Source organism: Bradyrhizobium sp. STM 3566, from assembly GCF_045571445.1.
In the GTDB taxonomy this organism is placed as follows: Bacteria; Pseudomonadota; Alphaproteobacteria; order Rhizobiales; family Xanthobacteraceae; genus Bradyrhizobium; species Bradyrhizobium vignae.
Window position 1 is genome coordinate 7701451 of the sequence record NZ_CP120692.1, and the last position, 18382, is coordinate 7719832.

14 protein-coding genes are annotated in these 18382 nt (G+C 63.3%); 4 read left to right on the forward strand and 10 right to left on the reverse strand.

The window, feature by feature from the left end:
- Positions 1–49: 49 nt before the first annotated feature.
- Positions 50–2266, forward strand: coding sequence for an acetate--CoA ligase family protein (locus P6U27_RS36555; RefSeq protein WP_407193503.1), 2217 nt, complete (start codon positions 50–52; stop codon positions 2264–2266).
- Between the two features lie 181 nt (positions 2267–2447).
- On the forward strand, positions 2448–3278 hold the full coding sequence (locus P6U27_RS36560) for an MlaD family protein (RefSeq protein ID WP_122406186.1): 831 nt from the start codon (positions 2448–2450) through the stop codon (positions 3276–3278).
- A gap of 66 nt (positions 3279–3344) precedes the next feature.
- On the opposite strand, the gene P6U27_RS36565 is transcribed toward P6U27_RS36560, so the two are convergent.
- From P6U27_RS36565 to urtA, 8 genes are all read right to left on the reverse strand, one after another.
- Complete coding sequence (locus P6U27_RS36565; RefSeq protein WP_122406187.1) at positions 3345–4385, reverse strand: aliphatic amidase; 1041 nt, start codon at positions 4383–4385, stop codon at positions 3345–3347.
- A gap of 39 nt (positions 4386–4424) precedes the next feature.
- Complete coding sequence (locus P6U27_RS36570; protein ID WP_122406188.1) at positions 4425–4802, reverse strand: zinc ribbon domain-containing protein; 378 nt, start codon at positions 4800–4802, stop codon at positions 4425–4427.
- 104 nt (positions 4803–4906) lie between these two features.
- Complete coding sequence (gene fmdA / locus P6U27_RS36575; protein ID WP_024336981.1) at positions 4907–6136, reverse strand: formamidase; 1230 nt, start codon at positions 6134–6136, stop codon at positions 4907–4909.
- Positions 6137–6165: 29 nt separating this feature from the next.
- On the reverse strand, positions 6166–6855 hold the full coding sequence (gene urtE, locus P6U27_RS36580) for an urea ABC transporter ATP-binding subunit UrtE (RefSeq protein ID WP_407193504.1): 690 nt from the start codon (positions 6853–6855) through the stop codon (positions 6166–6168).
- A gap of 233 nt (positions 6856–7088) precedes the next feature.
- Positions 7089–7844: an urea ABC transporter ATP-binding protein UrtD gene (gene urtD, locus P6U27_RS36585; protein WP_027575221.1), complete on the reverse strand. Its 756-nt coding sequence runs from the start codon at positions 7842–7844 to the stop codon at positions 7089–7091.
- A gap of 11 nt (positions 7845–7855) precedes the next feature.
- Entirely contained in the window at positions 7856–8998 is a 1143-nt protein-coding gene (gene urtC, locus P6U27_RS36590; RefSeq protein WP_162500515.1) for an urea ABC transporter permease subunit UrtC, read from the reverse strand.
- 13 nt (positions 8999–9011) lie between these two features.
- Positions 9012–9938 carry an urea ABC transporter permease subunit UrtB gene (gene urtB / locus P6U27_RS36595; protein WP_407193505.1) on the reverse strand — a complete coding sequence of 309 codons (927 nt, stop codon included), beginning with the start codon at positions 9936–9938 and terminating at the stop codon, positions 9012–9014.
- A 132-nt stretch (positions 9939–10070) separates the two neighbouring features.
- Entirely contained in the window at positions 10071–11330 is a 1260-nt protein-coding gene (gene urtA / locus P6U27_RS36600; protein ID WP_407193506.1) for an urea ABC transporter substrate-binding protein, read from the reverse strand.
- A 169-nt stretch (positions 11331–11499) separates the two neighbouring features.
- Between urtA and P6U27_RS36605 the strand changes: the two genes are divergently transcribed.
- Positions 11500–14871, forward strand: coding sequence for an ATP-binding protein (locus P6U27_RS36605; RefSeq protein ID WP_407193507.1), 3372 nt, complete (start codon positions 11500–11502; stop codon positions 14869–14871).
- Entirely contained in the window at positions 14855–15781 is a 927-nt protein-coding gene (locus P6U27_RS36610; RefSeq protein ID WP_162500516.1) for a response regulator transcription factor, read from the forward strand. The genes P6U27_RS36605 and P6U27_RS36610 overlap by 17 nt, the downstream gene beginning before the upstream one ends.
- Positions 15782–15910: 129 nt before the next feature.
- On the opposite strand, the gene P6U27_RS36615 is transcribed toward P6U27_RS36610, so the two are convergent.
- Both P6U27_RS36615 and P6U27_RS36620 read right to left on the reverse strand, forming a co-directional pair.
- Positions 15911–17413 carry a flavin-containing monooxygenase gene (locus P6U27_RS36615; RefSeq protein WP_407193508.1) on the reverse strand — a complete coding sequence of 501 codons (1503 nt, stop codon included), beginning with the start codon at positions 17411–17413 and terminating at the stop codon, positions 15911–15913.
- Positions 17414–17538: 125 nt separating this feature from the next.
- Complete coding sequence (locus P6U27_RS36620) at positions 17539–18297, reverse strand: S1 family peptidase (protein ID WP_407193509.1); 759 nt, start codon at positions 18295–18297, stop codon at positions 17539–17541.
- Between the last annotated feature and the right edge of the window lie 85 nt (positions 18298–18382).

The following is an 18382-nucleotide window of genomic DNA, read 5'->3' on the forward strand; positions in this document are numbered from 1 at the left end:
AGAACAGAGTGACGCGCCACCAAAGAACAACAACAGGTGAGGTCACGCCATGGAAGCCCGTGTGTCTGCTGCATCCGCGTCCCTCGTATGGTCTCCGCCGCCAGATGCCAGCGACATCGTCAAGGGAATCCACGCCATGCTGCACCCGCACAACATCGTGTTGGTGGGCGCGACCGATAAGCCCGGCAATTATGCCGAGCGCATCTGGAACAATCTGGTCAAATACGGCTTCGAGGGCGGGCTCTATCCGGTCAACGCCAAACGCGAGATCATCTGGGGCGTTACCTGCTACAAGGATTTCGCGAGCCTTCCGGAAAAGCCCGACCACGTCCTGGTGCTGGTGCCGGCGCGCTTCGCCGTGCAGGTGATCCGCGATGCCGCCGCGGCGGGCGCTCGCTCGGCCACCATCGTCACCTCAGGCTTCAGCGAGCTGCAGGATGACGAAAGCCAGAGGCTCGCCGCCGAATTGCAGGCCGCGATCCGCGAGACGGGCCTCGCCGTCACCGGCCCGAACTGCCTCGGCAACTTGAGCGCCGGCGAGAAGCTCTTCACCAATATCGACGACCGCATCGTCACCATGGAGCAAGGCGCGGTGGCGATCGCAGGCCAATCCGGCGCCATCGTCATGGCGATCCGCCAGGCGCTGGAGGATCGCGGCGTCGGGGTCGGCTACATGGTGACGACAGGCAACGAGGCCGGACTCGAGACGCCCGACCTCATGCGCTATTTCGCCGAGGATCCGAGCATCAGGGTGATCGTGGTCTACCTCGAAGGCGTGCGCAACACCAGGGCGTTCCGCGATGCCTGCAAGGCGGCGCGCGCCGCCAGCAAGCCCGTGATCGCGCTCAAGCTCGGGGCATCGGAGGGTGGCCGCGCCGCAGCGATGGCACATACCGGCGCGCTGGCGGGCTCGATCGAGACGTTCGACGCGATCGCCACACGCGAAGGCGTGATCAGGGTTGGGGGCCTCGACGAGCTGATCGAGACCACCGAATGTTTCGTTCATTCTGCCGTGCCGAAAGGTGACCGGCTCGCGGCCGTGACGCTGTCCGGCGGCAAACGCGGCATGCTGATCGACGCCTTCTACAAGGAAGGCCTGAACTTCGCGCCGCTAAGCCCGCATGTCAGCTCGGAGCTGGCAAAAATGCTCGGGCCGGGCTCGATCGTCGGCAATCCGCTCGACGCCGGCTTTGCCGCCGTCGTCGATCCCTCCGTCTACATGAAATCGATCAAGCTGATGATCGACGATCCCGATATCGACATCGTCATCATCGATGCCGAGCTGCCGAAGGTGCCGCACGAGCTGCGCGAGCGGAATTTGCGCATCGTCAACGAGATGGCGAGCCGGGCCGCAAAGCCCGTGATCTATGTCAGTGCGATGTCGATCGGCTTCACCGAATTCACCAAGAGCCTGCGCAAATCCCTGCCCCATCTTGCGGTCATGCAGGGCATGGACCGCGCGGTGACCGCGATCAAGTCGCTGCTCGATTACGCGAAGCTGCGCAAGGAGGTGCCCGACATCGTCTCCAGCTCTAAACCCGCCGCGCGTGCCGTGCTGGAGAAGGCATTGAGATCGGCGACTGGCGCCGCACTCGACGAGGTCGCCTCGAAGAAGCTGCTGAAGGCCTACGGCATCCCGATCTCGAAGGAGGCGATCGCACAGACCGCGGCGGAAGCCGCGACGATTGCCACGCAGATCGGATTTCCGGTCGTGGCAAAGGTCGTCAGCGCAGAGATCCTGCACAAGTCCGACATCGGCGGTGTGGTGCTGGATCTCAACAGCGCGGCCGAGGTGAAGAAGGCGTTCGCCGACATCACCGCACGGGTCAAGAAGCTGAAGGGCAAGCCGAAACTCGATGGCATCCTGATCGCACAGCAGGTCAAGGCCGAGCTCGAGCTCGTGGTCGGCGCTTCGCTCGATGCCGAGATGGGGCCGGTGGTGCTGTTCGGCACCGGTGGCATCGACATCGAGCTGATGAAGGACGTCGCGCTCGCCGGCGCGCCGCTGGATGAGGCCGAGGCGCGGCTGCTGATCGGCCGCACCAAGGCCGGGATCAAGATGCGCGGCTATCGCGGCAGGCCGGCTTTGCATGAGGCGTCGGCGGTGAAGGCGCTGGTCGGGCTGTCCAATTTGATCGCGGATGCCGGCGACCGGATCGCCTCGGTCGACATCAACCCGTTCCTGATCAACACCAGGACGGGCGTCGCGGTCGATGCGCTGATCGTGCTCAACAACGCCGCGGCAAGACGCGCGGCCGGGCATTGAAGGGGGCGGTCGGGTTAGCGGCAGCGTGATCCGCCAATCAGGTCCATCCACACACGCGGCGTTAGCGGATCACGATTTCGGCTTCGCTCCTCGCGCTTCGGCGGACAAGTCGTTAACCCGCCCGATGTACCATTGCGGGCTCCTTCCAACTTCCCCGGTTTGGCCGTAGAATCGCTCCCGCATGGCACGCGCGAGCAATCTTGTGATCGGAACGGCGACGCTGGCGGCGATCGCCGTGGCGTTCGGCGGCCTGCTCGGCGTGCAGAAATGGCGCACGATCCAGAGCCGCAGCCAGTTGCGCGTGGTGTTCGAAGGCGGCTCCGCCAGCGGACTGCGCCGCGGTGGGCCGGTCAATTTCGACGGCGTGCCCGCCGGCCAGATCCTGTCGATCAAGCTGGATAATCCCCGCAGGATCGTGGCGCTCGTCGCGCTCGACAACACCGCGCCGATCCGCAAGGACACCGTGGCAGGCATCGAGTTCCAGGGCCTCACCGGCATTGCTGCCATCTCACTGATCGGCGGCGCCCCCTCTGCGCCGCCGGTGCCGCTCGACGCAGACGGCATCCCCGTGCTGACCGCCGATCTCAGCGATGCCGAATCCATCGTCGAAACCCTGCACAGCGTCGACCGTGCCATCGTGAACAACGCCCCCGCGATCAAGGAGGGCCTGCGTACGTTCGAGACCACCACCGCCGATCTCAGGAGCAAGGGTGCTCAGATCGATTCGGTCATGGCCAAGGTCGACAGCGCCTTTGCGGGATTCGACAAGGCGGTCGCAAGGATCGAGGGCGTGGTGCCGGGCTTCGTCGACGGCAAGGCCGACGAGCTGTTCGAGAGAATCAAGGAGCTGCACGAGCTTGCCGGCACCATGAAGAAGAAGTCGGCGACCTACCTCGAAGACATCCGCCGCTCGCTGCTCGACGTCAGCGAGGCTGCCAACAAGATGAGCGGCGTGCCGGCAGCTACTACGGCCCCGCGCCCACCGCGCAGACCCACGGAGCAGAAGCGGTAATCTCCGACACGTGGTGCACGAGTTCCTTGCCGGCGTCACGAGCGGGTGACGTGCACCAGCACTGACTCAGTAATTGCTCGGGGACGCTCCATTCGGGATGCCTTCGATCGGGCACTCGTCCGTCCCCGGCGTCGAGCGGGTCATCGCCTCGACCATGTCCCGCGTGCCTTCGGGATCCCTAATCCAATTCTTGTAGAAGTCATACGGGCACGCCGCGACACCGCGCGGGCTGTCGCCGGAATTGATCATGCCGGTGTAGCCGCGGTGGACCAGCTTGTAGAGATGGTTTTGCGACTGGCCGTTGCGGCGCGCGTCGCGGATCAGATGTTTCGACAGCTGGGCGTACTGGATGCCATAATCCTCCTCGCCGCACTCGCCGAGCGTACGACCGTCGAAGCCGATGATCGCGGAGTGGCCGAAATAGGAATAGACGCCGTCGAAGCCGGCAGCATTGGCGACCGCGACATAGACGTTGTTGGCCCACGCCATCGCCTTCGAGATCATGACCTGCTGCTCCTTGGCCGGATACATATAGCCCTGGCAGCGCACGATCAGCTCGGCGCCCTTCATGGCGCAGTCGCGCCAGATCTCCGGATAATTGCCATCGTCGCAGATGATCAGGCTGACCTTGAGGCCTTTCGGACCCTCGGAGACATAGGTGCAATTGCCGGGATACCAGCCTTCGATCGGCACCCAGGGCATGATCTTGCGGTACTTCTGCACGATCTCGCCCTTGTCGTTCATCAGGATCAGGGTGTTGTAGGGCGCCTTGTGCGGATGCTCCTCGTGGCGCTCGCCGGTGAGCGAGAATACGCCCCACACCTTGGCCTTGCGGCAGGCCTCGGCGAAGATCGCGGTTTCCTCGCCCGGCACCACGGACGCGGTCTCGTACATCTCCTTGGAGTCGTACATGATCCCTTGCGTGGAATATTCCGGAAAGATCACGAGATCCATGCCGGGCAGGCCGGCCTTCATGCCGACGATCATGTCGGCGATCTTGTGGGCGTTATCGAGCACCTCGGCCTTGGTGTGCAGGCGCGGCATCTTGTAGTTGACCACCGCGACACCGACCGTGTCGTTGCTGCTGGAAATGTCGCCGTGAAGCATGTTCAGCGCTCCTGTCTTTTATTGGCGTGAGGCGTGGGGTTAGTGGCTGATCATCCAGGGCCGCGCGGTCGGAAAGCCCTTGGCGCCGCTCCTGGTCTTGGTCATCAGCCGCGCCGGCTTTTTCCTGTCCGTCGAGCTCTTGTCCTTCACCGTCTTGCCCGACGAGCAGCAGCCGCAGCCGGGTCCGTGCGAGGCCTTGTATTGCGCCAGCGTCTGCGGTGCGTGCGTGCTGCGCTCGTTGACGGCATGCGCTTTGCGCTTCTCCGCGGGCATGCAGAAGAAGTTCGGCGCCGTCAGGATCACCCGCGGGGCCATGCTCTCGCAATGCGGGCAACTTTGCGGATCATCGCATTCCGCCATCGGGCGGAGGTCCTTGAAAGGTCCGCAGTCGTCGCAGAGATATTCATAGACGGGCATCGCATCATCCCTAACGTGTTCAACGGAGCTCGCTGCTGCGCTCATGCGAAGGCAGCCCTCATCCCGACCCTCTCCCCGCAAGAACGGGGAGAGGGAGCGCGGCATCATTTGTCCGGCGAGATCGGCATCTGGATGTCGCCAGTGATGTGCTTGATGGGTCCGGCCGCCGACGGCATCACGTCGAAGTCGAAGATCTCGGTCGGCAGCCATAGCGTGGCGCAGGCGTTGGGCACGTCGACCACGCCGGAGATGTGGCCCTGGCACGGCGCGGTGCCGAGGATCGAATAGGCCTGGGCGCCGGAGTAGCCGAACTTCTTCAGGTATTCGATCGCGTTGAGACAGGCCTGGCGGTAGGCGATGTGGACGTCGAGATAATGCTGCTTGCCGGCTTCATCCACCGAGATGCCTTCGAAGATCAGATAGTCCTTGTAGTTGGGCGTGATCGGCGACGGCTTGAAGATCGGGTTCTTGATGCCGTATTTCGACATGCCGTCCTTGATCACCTCGACCTTCAGGTGCAGCCAGCCGGCCATCTCGATGGCGCCGCAGAAGGTGATCTCGCCGTCGCCCTGGCTGAAGTGCAGGTCGCCCATCGAAAGACCTGCGCCGGGCACGTAGACCGGGAAATAGATCTTCGAACCGCGGGAGAGATCCTTGATGTCGCAATTGCCGCCATGCTCGCGCGGCGGCACAGTGCGCGCACCTTCCGCTCCGATCTTGGCCTTGACGTCACCCTTGGCACGGCCGCCATGGGCGGTCGCCGCGAACGGCGGGTTAGCCAAACCGGGCACGCGGGTCGGATTGGTCGAGATCAGCTCGGCCTCGCGCTTGTTCCAGGTCTCAAGCATCTTCGGATCGGGCAGACAGCCGATCAGGCCGGGATGGATCAGGCCAGCAAAATTCACGCCTGGCACATGGCGCGAGGAGGTGTAGAGGCCCTTGATGTCCCAGATCGACTTCTGCGCCAGCGGGAAGTGGTCGGTGAGGAATCCGCCGCCGTTCTGCTTGGAGAAGAAGCCGTTGAAGCCCCAAAGGCTCTCCTTGAGCGGGCCGACGTCGAGCAGGTCGACGACGAGGAGATCGCCGGGCTCGGCGCCCTTGACGCCGATCGGGCCGGAGAGGAAGTGCACGATCGACAGGTCGATGTCGCGCACGTCGTCGGCGGAATCGTTGTTCTTGATGAAGCCGCCGGTCCAGTCATAGGTCTCGATGATGAAGTCGTCGCCGGGATTGACCCAGGCCACGATCGGAATGTCGGGGTGCCAGCGGTTGTGCACCATGTCGTTTTCATAGGCCGATTTGGTGAGATCGACCTTGATCAGTGTCTCTGGCATCGAGATGCTCCCCTTCTACTTGCGGTTGGTTAGACGGACAGATATTTCGAGACCTGCGCGGCATCGACGGCGTCGCACGGATCGTCGCGCACGATCTCGCCGTTCTCGATCACCAGCACGCGGTCGGCGATATCGAGCGCGAAGCTCAGGACCTGCTCGGACACCACGATCGAGAGCCCCTTCTCGTCGCGGATGCGCTTGAGCGTGCGCGCCATCTCCTTGATGATCGACGGCTGGATGCCCTCTGTCGGTTCATCCAGCAGCAGCACCTTCGGCTTGGTCGCAAGCGCGCGCGCGATCGCGAGCTGCTGCTGCTGGCCGCCGGAGAGATTGCCGCCGCGGCGGCCCTTCATCTCCAGCAGCACCGGAAACAATTCGTAGATGTCGCTTGGCACCTCGGAGCCGCCGCAGACGATGAGGCCGGTCTCGATGTTCTCCTTCACCGTCATGGTGGAGAAGATCATGCGACCCTGCGGCACATAGGCGAGGCCCTTGGCGACGCGCTCGTAGCTCTTGAGACCGCCGAGCTCGGCGCCGTCCATGGTCACCGAACCGCTTTTGGCCGGCAGGATGCCCATCAGCGATTTCATCAGCGTGGTCTTGCCCATGCCGTTGCGGCCCATGATCGCGACGATCTCGTTCGGCGCGACCTTGACGTTGAGCCCGTGCAGCACCTCGCTCTGGCCGTAAGCGACGTGAAGATCTGAAATTGCCAGCATCGTTGGCTCCTAGACTCGGTGCTTCTTCACCTCTGCCCGGCGGGGAGAGGCATAGGCCGCTCTTCGCGGCCATGCTTCAAAACGCCGAAGCGAAGCTTCGGCTTTGGCGCAGCGCCGGGTGAGGGGGCGCAGGTCCATCGAGGGAGCGAAGCCCCTCACCCGAATGGCTGCGCCATTCGACCTCTCCCTATGGGAGGGGTGGACCGCGCGTGCTTGCCCCTTACTCGCCATCGTCAGTGTCCCAGATAGACTTCAACGACCTTGGGATCGTTCTTCACCTTCTCCATCGTCCCCTCCGAGAGGATCTGGCCCTGGTGCAGCACGGTGACCTTGTGCGCGATGTCTTCGACGAATTTCATGTCGTGCTCGATCACCAGCACCGAGCGATTCTTGATGATGCGGTTGAGCAGCTCGGCTGTCTTGGCGCGTTCGGACACGCTCATGCCGGCGACGGGCTCGTCGAGCATCAACAGGTCCGGATCCTGGATCAGCAGCATGCCGATCTCGAGCCACTGCTTCTGGCCATGGCTGAGCTCGTCGGCATAGGTATTGAGCTTGTCCTTCAGGAAGATCATCTCCGCGACCTCTTCGACCCGGTCCTTCACCAGCTGATCACGCTGAAAGGTCAGCGAGCCGAACACGGTGCGGCCGCGCGGAAACGAGATCTCGAGATTCTCGAAAACGGTGAGGTCCTCGAACACCGACGGCGTCTGGAACTTGCGCCCGACACCGGTCTGCACGATCTCGTTTTCCCTCATTTTCGTGAGCTCCTTGCCACGAAACTGAATTGAACCCGACGTTGCCTTGGTCTTGCCGCAGATCAGGTCAAGCACAGTGGTCTTGCCCGCGCCGTTGGGACCGATGATGACGCGGATCTCGTTCTCCTCGACGTAGAAGGAGAGATCGTTGACTGCCTTGAAGCCGTCGAACGAGACGGTCAGTCCGGAAACCGCGAGCAGGAATTCCTTGGGCTGATGACCGATGAGCATGATCTACCTCCTCACTCTGCCGGCGCGCCGTCGGCGACGGAGTTGTCGTTCCAGCCCGCCTTCGCCCTGCGCGAGGCGAACAGCTGATCGATGCGCGGCTGCACGTAATCGGCCCAGAGCCCGGACAGACCGTTCGGGAAGGCGAGAACGACGGCGATGAACAGCGCGCCGAGGCCGAACAGCCAGAGTTGCGGAAAAGATTCCGACAGGCTGGTCTTGGCGAAATTCACCAGGATGGCGCCCCAGATCGCGCCGAAGATCGACATCCGCCCGCCGACGGCGGTGTAGATCACCATCTCGATCGATGGCACGATGCCGACGAAGGACGGCGACATGAAGCCGACATTGAGCGCGAACATGGCGCCGCCGATCGCGGCGAAGATCGCGGCCATGCAGAAGGCAAAGATCTTGAAATTGGCGACGCTGTAGCCGGAGAAGCGGACGCGGTCCTCCTGTTCGCGCATCGCCACCAGAATGCGGCCGAGCTTGGTCAGGCGGATGAATTGCGCGATGCCGATGCAGGCGAACAGCAGCACCACCTCGACGAAGTACAGGATGATCTTGGCGTGGTCGGGCCGGATGTCCCAGCCCTTGAGCGTGCGCAGATCGGTCATGCCGTTGATGCCGCCGGTATAGCCCTGTTGACCCACGATCAGGATGGTGAGGATGGCGGCGACGGCCTGGGTGATGATCGCGAAATAGGTGCCGCCGACGCGGCGCTTGAACATCGCGGTGCCGATGATCAGGGCGAACAGGCCGGGCACCAAGATGATGGCGAGGATGGTGAAGGTCAGGCTGTGAAACGGCTGCCAGAAGAACGGCAGCGCCGTGATCTGATTCCAGTCCATGAAATCGGGAATGCCGGGCGTCGACTGGATCTTGGTGTTCTCGACGCTCGAGGCCTCGAGCTTGAGGAACATCGCCATGCAATAGCCGCCGAGGCCGAAGAACACGCCCTGCCCCAGGCTCAAGATGCCGCCATATCCCCAGCACAGCACGAGACCGATCGCGACAAAGGCGTAGGTCAGGTATTTTGCGACCAGGTTGAGGCGGAACACGTCCAGCGTCAGGGGCAGGATCACGAACAACACGGCGGCCAAGGCAATGAAGCCCATGAGCTCGGATCGGTTGAAGAAGCGTGAGTTGATGATCATGACTTGCCTCTCGTTATTTCCGGACCTTGAGGGCGAAGAGACCCTGCGGGCGCAGCATCAGGATGCCGACGACCGCGAGCAGCGTCAGCACCTTGGCCATCGAGCCCGACATGAAGAACTCGAGGGTGGATTGCGTCTGCGAGATCGAGAAGGCCGAAGCGATTGTGCCGAGCAGGCTCGCCGCGCCGCCGAACACGACGACCAGGAACGTATCGACGATGTAGAGCTGCCCCGACGTCGGCCCGGTCGAGCCGATCATGGTGAAGGCGCTGCCGGCGACGCCCGCGATGCCGCAGCCGAGGCCGAACGTGAAGCGATCGACCTTCTCGGTGTTGATGCCGACTGCACCGGCCATGACGCGGTTCTGCACGACCGCGCGCACCTGGCGGCCCCAGCGCGACATGTAGAGAACGTAGGCGACGGAGATGGTGATCAGCACCGTGAGCCCCATCACGAAGACGCCGTTGATCGGCACCTCGATGCTGTCGGTCACGTGCAGCGAGCCGAGCATCCATTGCGGCAGCTCGACACCCACCTCGCGCGCGCCGAAAACGGAGCGATAGGCCTGCTGCAGCATCAGGCTGAGGCCCCAGGTCGCAAGCAGCGTATCGAGCGGGCGCTTGTAGAGGTGCCGTATCAGCACCCATTCCACCACCATCCCCAACGCACCGGAGGCGAGAAAAGCGAGGATCATGGCGAGGAAGAAGTAACCGCTGAACAGACTCGGCAAATAGGTCTGGAAGACATTTGACGTCATCCAGGTGACGTAGGCCCCGAGGATCATGAACTCGCCGTGGGCCATGTTGATGACGCCCATCTGGCCGAAGATGATCGCGAGCCCGAGCGCCATCAGAACGTAGACGGAGAACAGGATCAGTCCGGCAAACCCCTGCATGACGAAGATCGAGCCGAGGTCGCCAATCGAATAGTCGCCGAACATCTATGTCCTCCGTCGGGAAAGGGTCCCGCGTCGCGAGCAGATTCGCGACGCGGGGGCTTGAGGCATGGACTTGCGGTCCACGCCAGGGAGCGGTTTTGCCTTTGGGGGAAAGTGCGGCGAACGCCGCGGCTCTTACTGATAGCCCTTGGGGAACGGATCCGGCTCGACGAGATCGGCGGTCTCGTAGATCAGCTCGAACTGGCCATCGAGCTTGGCGCGCCCCACCCGGGTCTTCGACCAGAGGTGATGATTCTCGTGGATGCGCACGTAGCCTTCCGGAGCTCCCTTGAACTCGACGCCCGGCGAGGCAGCGGCGATCTTGTCGACGTCGAAGGAGCCGGCCTTCTCGACCGTCAGCTTCCACAGCCATGGGCCGAGATAGGCAGCCTGGGTGACGTCTCCGATCACGGTCTTCCCGCCCCACATCTTCTTGAACGCCGACACGAAAGCCTTGTTGTTGGGATTGTCGAGGGACTGGAAGTACTTCATGCAGGCATAGGCGCCCGCGATGTTCTCACCGCCGATGCCGTCGATCTCATCCTCGGTCACCGAGATCGTGAGCAGCGGCTGCTTGGCGAGATCGACGCCGGCCGCCTTGAGCTGCTTGTAGAAGGCGACGTTGGAGCCGCCGACGACGTCGGTGAAGATCACGTCGGGCTTGGTCAGCTTGATCTTGTTGATGACCGAGTTGAACTGGGTCGAGCCGAGCGCATAGTATTCCTCGCCGACGACCTTGCCCTTGAGCACGTTCTCGACGTGCTTGCGGGCGATCTTGTTGGAGGTGCGCGGCCAGATGTAGTCCGAGCCGATGAAGAAGAACGACTTGGCGCCCTTCTCCTTGGCGATCCAGTTCAGGCCGGCGAGAATCTGCTGGGTCGCTTCCTGGCCGGTGTAGATCACGTTCTTGGATTGCTCGAGGCCTTCGTAGAAGGTCGGGTAGTAGAGCATGCCGTTATACTGCTCGACCACCGGCAGCACCGCCTTGCGGGAGGCCGAGGTCCAGCAGCCCATGATCGCCGCAACCTTGTCGTTCACAAGCAGCTTCTTCGCCTTCTCGGCGAAAGTCGGCCAGTCCGATGCGCCGTCCTCCTGGATGAACTTGATCTTGCGGCCGAGCACGCCGCCCGCCGCGTTGATCTGCTCGATCGCGAGCTTTTCGGCCTGGATCGAGCCGGTCTCGGAGATCGCCATGGTGCCGGTCGCCGAATGCAGGATGCCAACCGTCACTTCGGTGTCGGTAACTGCCAGACCCGTGGTGTTGACCGCCGAGGTCGCCGGCGCCTGCGCAAAGGACGCCCGCGGCAGCATCGTGATGGCCGGCACGGCCGCCATTCCCATCAACAATTTGCGCCGCAGCGGCGACAACAGGCCCTTGTTTGCTTCGTCTGACATGAGCACCCCACTTTTGTTCGACAACACGCGATTGGTGCCCGTGAGGATGGCTCGAATTTATGCAGCCCAAGCATACGCAAGATCGCGTATACTGCACCGCAAAATGCCGACGTAGGCTTTTGGTACGGAATTTGCGAGGGGTCCGGGTCCGTATCGGGAGTAGGGTTAGGTGGCAGGGCGGCAGCGAATAGACCGCGTCAGGCGCCAGTACAACCAATGGGTCGCCAACCAGACGCTGGAAGACTACGCGCTGCGCTTCACCGCCAAGAGCGCGCGGCGGTGGTCTGCCGCCCGCGTCGCCAACACCGCAATCGGCGCGATCTCCTTCCTGGTGCTGGAGGCGATCGGCGGCACCATCACGCTGAATTACGGCGTCACCAACGCCGCGGCCGCGATCCTCGTCGTCTCCGCCATCATCTTCTGCTGCGGCGTGCCGATTGCCTATCATGCCGCCAAATGCGGCATCGACATCGACCTCCTCACCCGCGGCGCCGGCTTCGGCTATATCGGCTCGACCGTGACGTCGCTGATCTACGCGTCCTTCACTTTCATCTTCTTCGCGGTGGAGGCGGTGATCCTGGCGACCGCACTGGAGATGTGCTTGGGCATTCCGCGCCCGATCGGCTATCTCATCAGCGCGGTGGCGATCATCCCGCTCGTAACCTACGGCATCACACTGATCAGCCGCTTCCAGCTCTGGACGCAGCCGCTCTGGATCATCCTGCACATCCTGCCCTTTGTCGCGATCGCCTGGGCCAATCCCCACTCGTTCACGGAATGGCGCAAGTTTTCCGGTGAACACGGCGACCTCAACGGGCATTTCGACCTGTTGCTGTTCGGCGTGGCATCCTCCGTGGTGTTCTCGCTGGTGGCGCAGATCGGCGAGCAGGTCGATTTCCTCAGGTTTCTGCCGCGCGACCGCCGCGCCTCCAGGGCATCGTGGTGGATCGCGCTGATGAGCGCGGGGCCGGGCTGGATCGTGCTCGGCGCGCTGAAGCTCCTGGCCGGCTCGTTCCTCGCGTTCTTTGCACTGAGTCATGGCGTGCCGGCCGAAGAGGCCGCCGAGCCCGCGCATATGTATCTCGTCGCCTTTCGCTACGTGCTGTCCGAGCCGGACCTCGTACTGGCCCTGACCGGCATCTTCGTGATCCTGTCGCAGATCAAGATCAACGTCACCAACGCCTATGCGGGTTCGATCGCCTGGTCGAATTTTTTCTCGCGCCTGACCCATAGCCATCCCGGCCGCGTGGTCTGGCTGGTGTTCAACGTGATGGTGGCGCTGCTTCTGATGGAGATCGGCGTCTACAAGGCGCTGGAGCAGACGCTGGCGCTCTACTCCAACGTCGCGATCGCCTGGGTTGGCGCGCTGGTGTCGGATCTCGTGATCAACAAGCCGCTCGGCCTGCGTCCGCCGCAGATGGAGTTCAAGCGGGCGCATCTCTACGACATCAATCCGGTCGGTGTCGGCGCGATGACGCTCGCGATCATCGTCTCGATCGCGGCGTTCTACGGCCTGTTCGGCCCGACCATGAAGGCGCTCGCCGCCTTCGTCGCGCTCACGGTCGCCTTCGTCACCGCGCCTGTGATCGCCTGGCTGACGGACGGAAAATTCTATATCGCGCGCAAACCGAAGAGAAGCTGGGCCAATATCGAGGCGATCCAGTGCTGTATCTGCGAGCACAGCTTCGAGCCTGAAGACACCACCTCCTGCCCCGCCTATGCCGGCCCGATCTGCTCGCTGTGCTGCTCGCTCGACGCCCGCTGCCACGATCTCTGCAAGCCACACGGGCGTGCGCAAGTGCAGTTCGCCGACGCACTCGGCAGAATTCTGCCGCAGCCGATCTATGCGCGGATCAACTCGCAGTTCGGCCACTATATCGGCGTCTTCGTGGTCTCCGCCGGCCTCGTCGCGCTGGTGCTCGGACTGATCTATCTCCAGACCTCGGCCAGCGTGCATGGTGAAAACATGCTGGTCTCGAACGTGCTGTGGAAGGTATTCTTCTCGCTGAGCATCATCATCGGCGTGGTGGCCTGGCTGTTCGTGCTGGCGCAGCAGAGCCGCCGCGCCGCCGAGGCCGAGACGCGGCGTCAGACTGCGCTGCTGATCCAGGAGATCGACGCGCACAAGCGCACCGACGCCGAACTGCAGCGTGCCAAGGAGGTCGCCGAATCCGCCAATCTGGCCAAGAGCCGCTACGTGGTGGGCCTGAGCCACGAGCTGCGCTCGCCGCTGAATGCGATCAGCGGCTATGCCCAGCTGCTCGAGCAGGATACGACGCTGGGCCCGAAGCCGCGCGACCAGGTCCGCGTCGTCCGCCGCAGCGCCGATCACCTGTCCGGCCTGATCGACGGTATCCTGGACATCTCCAAGATCGAGGCGGGGCGGCTGTATCTATCGCGCGACGAGGTGCGCTTGAGCGAATTCCTGGACCAGCTCGTCGGCATGTTCCGCCTCCAGGCTGCCGCCAAAGGCATCGACTTCGTGTTCAGGCGGCCGGCGCATCTGCCGGTCGTCGTCTATGCCGACGAGAAGCGGCTGCGCCAGGTGCTGATCAATTTGCTTTCCAATGCCATAAAATTCACCCAGACCGGCAGCGTGCAGTTCGTCGTGCACTATCGCAGCCCCGTTGCCGAGTTCGAGGTGATCGACACCGGCCCCGGCATCCAGGGCGACGATCTCGAGCGCATCTTCGCGCCGTTCGAACGCGGCGCGCTCGGCGTCGCGCAGCCGCAGACCGGCACCGGCCTCGGCCTGACCATCAGTCGCCTCCTTGCCGGCGTGATGGGCGGCGATATCAAGGTCACGAGCACGGTCGGCACCGGCTCAACGTTCAAGGTCAAGATCCTGCTCTCGGAGGTCGCCAATCCCCAGCGCATCGCGCCGGTGGAGGCGCCGGTCTCCGGCTATCACGGCGCGCGCAAGACCATCCTCGTCACCGACGATGATCCCGTGCATCGCGACCTCCTGCGCGAGGTGCTGACACCGCTCGGCTTCATCCTGCTCAGCGCACCCGACGGCGCGGGCTGCCTGGCGCTGGCACAGCATTGCCGGCCCGATCTATTCCTGCTCGATATCTCGATGCCTGCCATGGACGGCTGGGCTGTCGCCGAGGCCCTGCGCGCGAACGGACATCACCAAGCGCGCATCCTGATGGTCTCGGCAAGCGCGATCGAGGCCCACGGTGCGCCGCTTGCACAACCCTTCCATGACGGCTACCTGATGAAGCCGATCGACATCCCGCGGCTGCTGGAGACGATCCGCCAGCTCCTGAAGCTCGAATGGCAATACGATTCGGACGAGGTCGCGGTGCCGTTCTGGCATCCCGAGACCGGATCAAAGCCGCCGCTGCGGCACATCGAGGCGCTGATCGGGCTAGGCCAAATCGGCTACGTCAAGGGCATCCAGTTGAAGCTGGACGAGATCGGCAGCGAGCATCCTGAACATGCCGATTTCGTCGCGCAGATGCGGTCGCTGGTCGATCGCTTCGATCTCGACCAGTACATGGCTACATTGAAGACGTTGCATGCTTATGAGCATTGAACCAAAGAAGCGCGACGTCGCGCTCGTTGTCGATGATTCCCCGGAGACGCTGCGGCTGCTCACCGACGCGCTCGACGGCGCCGGCATGACGGTGATGGTGGCGCTCGACGGCGCCGCGGCGATGCGCATCATCGATCAGATCACGCCCGACATCGTGCTGCTCGATGCCGTGATGCCGGGCATCGACGGCTTCGAGACCTGCCGCCGGCTCAAGCGCGATGCGGGTCTCGCCAACGTCCCCGTGATCTTCATGACAGGTCTTGCCGAGACCGAGCACATCGTCCGTGGACTGGAAGCCGGCGGCGTCGACTACGTGACCAAGCCGATCGTGATCGAGGAGATGCTGGCGCGCATCCGCGTCCATCTCGGCAATGCCCGGCTGACCCAGAGCGCGCGCGCCGCACTCGACGTCTCCGGCCGCTTCCTATTCGCCGTCAATCGCCAGGGCACCGTGCTCTGGGCGACGCCGCAGGCGCAGAAGCTGCTGTCGGATCATCAGGGCGCACAGGCCGAGGACTTCATCCTGCCGCCATCGCTGCTGCAATGGCTGGAGCAGGCCAAAGCCAAGGGCAGCTCGAAGTCTCAAGGAGCTTCCTTGCCCGACAATCCGCAACTTCGGCTCTTCTACATGGGCGAGACCGCGCCGAACGAGTTCCTGCTGCGGCTCTCCAGGGAGTCCGGCACCGCGCTGCCCCCCGAATTCACCAGCGAGCTCGGCCTCACCACGCGGGAGGGAGAGGTGCTGGCTTGGCTCAGCAAGGGCAAGACCAACCGCGACATCGCGCAAATCTTGGGCCTCAGCCCGCGCACGGTCGACAAGCATCTGGAGCAGATCTACTCCAAGCTCGGCGTGGAGAACCGGACCGCGGCTGCGGCGATTGCCGCGAATGCGACGCGACGGAATTCGTGAGTGTGCTGCGACTGAGTTGGAACGCCGCTACCCCAGTAAACGGTGTCGCCCGGGCTCGCTTCGCGCCCCGGGACGACAGTTGGGTGTGGGGTTAGCGTCGCCGCCCTCACCCCACGCCTACGAACGACCTCACCCGTAAACAAACGCCTTATCATCCAGGTCCGTCTTCGGGATCTCGTCCTTCTCGGTCCAGTAATCCTGGCTGTGCTGCCATTCCGGCTTGTCGCCGCGCTTGGGCAGCAGGTTCATGTTGCGCATCATGTAGCCGGGGTTGAAGTTTTCCGGATCGATCCAGGGCAGGATCGGCATGTTGTGGTCTTCGGGACGCAGCCTCACCTCGACCTTCTTCTTGCCCTTGGCCTTCATGTGTCCGAGCAGCCGACAGACGAAATCGGCGACGAGGTCGACGCGCAGCGTCCAGCTGGCGCGGAAGTAGCCGAACACCCAGACCATGTTCGGCACGCCCGTGAACATCATGCCGCGATAAGTGACGGTGTCGCCGAAGGCAAGCGGCTTGCCGTCGATCTCGAAGGCGATGTCGCCGAGCGCGGCAAGATTGAAGCCGGTCGCGGTGATGATGATATCGGCCTCCAGCAGCTTGCCCGATTTGAGCTGGACGCCGTTCTCGACGAAGCATTCGATCTCGTCGGTCACGACCGAAGCCTTGCCGCTGGCGATGCCCTTGAACAGATCGGCATCCGGCACGAAGGCGATGCGCTGCCGCCACGGCCGGTATCTTGGCGTGAAGTGGGTCTCGACGTCGTAGTCGGGACCGAGGACTGCGCTGATCTGCCCGATCAGCTCCTTCTTGACCTGCTCAGGCTTGGACACGCAGAGCTTCGTGAACGCATCCTGCTCGAACAAGATCTTCCGCCGCACGATCTCATGGATCCAGGTTTCGTCAACCTGAAGCCGGCGCAGCTCTTCCGCGATCTCGATGGCGTTGCGGCCAAGGCGGAAATAGGTCGGCGAGCGCTGCAGCATGGTGACGTGCGCGCAACTGTCCGCGATGTTCGGCACCAGCGTCGCCGCGGTCGCGCCCGAGCCGATCACAACCACGTTCTTGCCCGCGAGATCGATATCATCCGGCCAGGTCTGGGGATGGACGATGCGACCCTTGAAGCGGGCCATTCCCTTCCATTCCGGCGTATAGCCCTCCGAATGGCGGTAATAGCCCTGGCACATCCAGAGGAAGTTTGCGGTAAAGGTCTTTGCCTCGCCCGTATCGGTGGTCGTCGCCTCGATGGTCCAGAGATTCTGCTCGCTCGACCAGCTCGCGGAATTGATCTTGTGCTTGTAGCGGATGTGACGGGCGATATCGTTGTCGTCGATCACCTCTTTCATGTAGGAGAGAATCTCCTCGGCGGTCGCGATGGGCGGGCCGACCCAGGGCTTGAAGCTGTAGCCGAAGGTGTGGAGGTCGCTGTCCGAGCGGATGCCGGGATAGCGATGCGTGCTCCAGGTGCCGCCGAACGTCGCCTGCGTTTCGAGAATGACGTAGCTCGTACCCGGCAGCTGCTTTTCGATATGATAGGCGCTGCCGATGCCGGAGATGCCGGCGCCGACGATCAGCACGTCGAAATGTTCCGAGGCCTGCTTGGTGGTGGCGTGACTGCGAACAGCGACATTCATTGTTGCTTCTATGCCTTGCTTGTTTTTGTGGCCGCCTTTGATCGGGCGACGCGTTTCCTCCGCGACGGGCATGGTCGCCCATCGCGCTTCCGCTTCAAAATGACATAGATCAAGTCGAGGTCAAATCACAGCGCCGCACCCCAGCTCCGCGCGGTCTGCAAAATCCAGTCGCGATAGAGCGTCAGCGGCGTCACGCCGGTCAATCCGCCGCAACCTGCGGCGCCGTTCGGCCCTGTCGACCAGCTGATGAGACCGACGAGCACGGGACCATTCGGCTTGTCCTCGAACACGGGGCCGCCGGAATCGCCGGTGCAGGCGCCAATTCCGTCGCGAACACCGTTGGTTACGGGATCGACCAGGCGAATCTGGAGCGTGCCGGGCTGGCCGGTCGTAACGAGGCCGGCAACGCGCGTCGTGCCGCCGCTCTTGCCGTCGCCCCGCACCGTGACGCCAATACCGGCGATCACGAAGCGGCTGCCGACCTGGATTGGAATCGTCGGCATGCCGACGGTCACCGTGGATTTTCCCTTGAGTGGAATATCCAGTTGCAGCAGCGCCACGTCGGCGGTGGCGCGATGCGCCTGCATCGCCTGCATGTTGAAATTCGGATGGATCGCGACGGTACGGACATTCGGCAATTGCGGCTGACCATCGGCGCTACGCTCGACGATCTTGTAGTCCGCGCCCGGCTGCACGCAGTGGGCCACCGTCAACACTACTTTTGGCGCGATCAGGCTGCCGGTGCAGAAATTGCCGCGCGAGCCGACGATGGTAACGATGGCGCGCGCAATGCCGTCGGCTTGCGGCGTGCCGCCACCGACGATGGCGTGGGCGGGTGTGGCGAGCAGCAGCGCCGCTGTGATGAACGTGGCAAGCTTCTTCATGGGAACACGCTTTGGCGTCAGCATCGGTGAGGAGGGGGACAGCTTCGGACTGGCTCTTGCCGATAACGCATGCTAGCCCTCTTGG